Origin of the sequence: Stenotrophomonas sp. HMWF003 (assembly GCF_003061285.1) — a bacterium.
Classification (GTDB): Bacteria; Pseudomonadota; Gammaproteobacteria; order Xanthomonadales; family Xanthomonadaceae; genus Stenotrophomonas; species Stenotrophomonas maltophilia_AP.
In genome coordinates, this window is the sequence record NZ_QAIW01000452.1 from 6,173 (window position 1) to 7,148 (window position 976).

General features: G+C 70.9%; 1 protein-coding gene. It reads right to left on the reverse strand.

Annotated elements, in window-relative coordinates; all coding sequences use genetic code 11:
* Positions 1-342 precede the first annotated feature (342 nt).
* A partial coding sequence (locus DBR34_RS20015) for a LysR substrate-binding domain-containing protein (RefSeq protein ID WP_258224193.1) occupies positions 343-976 on the reverse strand: 634 nt, incomplete at its 5' end.

The window sequence follows — 976 nt, forward strand, 5'->3', positions numbered from 1 at the left end:
CCGGCATGGCATGGGCCATGCCCGAGGGCATCAGCATCCGCGGCGCATCGGCCTGTGCCTGTTGCCAGCGGCTGACCAGCGGCGCCAGCGCCATCAGCAACGTCGCTACGAAGGCGAGCTGCAGCAGGACGGCATACGGGCGGCGGCGACGGTTCACCGCGTCATGGTAGCGCCCGACCGTGGGTCGGGCGGCCCGGCGCCCTGCGACCAACCGTCGCAGCGGCCTTTGCAACGCCCCGGCCGATGCCCTCACCCCCTCTGGAGGAACGTCCCCTTCTGTTTGAAGGGCGCGCACCAAAGGCGCGGGGTCGTGCACGCATGCGCGGCCATCCCCGTCGCTTCTCAGACGGTGATGGTCTGCGTCAGCGATTCCCAGGTGGGCGGCAGCGGCCAGTTGGCCTCCTGGTTGCCGTCGATGACCCGGCGCAGGTCGCGGGTGTCGATCTGCGGGGCCAGCACGTGCACCAGCTCCAGCGCGTAGTCGCGCAGCACCCGGTCACGCGGCAGCACCGCCCACGCGATGCACTCGTCGATCGGTGCCGGGGCCGGCCACGCGCGCAGGTCTTCGTCGCTGGCGTTGACCGCCATCTCCGCCAGCAAGCCAACGCCCAGGCCGGTGCGCACGTAGGTCTTGATCAGGTCCGCGTCCAGCGCCGTCAGCGCGATGTCGGGGGTCAACCCGGCGCTGGCGAAGGCACGTTGCAGCGAGGAGCTGCCGCGGGTGGAGGATTCATAGCTGATCAACGGCTGGGTGGACAGCGCCTGCAGGTCCGGCGCCGCACCGGGACGGTCCAGCACATGCCCACGCGGCACCAGCACCAGCCGCCGCCAGCGGTACAGCGGAATGGCGATTCCGGCGCTGGGCTCGGCGCCCGCGGTGGAAATGATGGCAATGTCCGCATCGCCCTGGCTGAGCAGGTCCAGCGCATCGCTTTCGGCGGCCTGCTGCAGGTGCACGCTGACCTGCGGGTAGGCC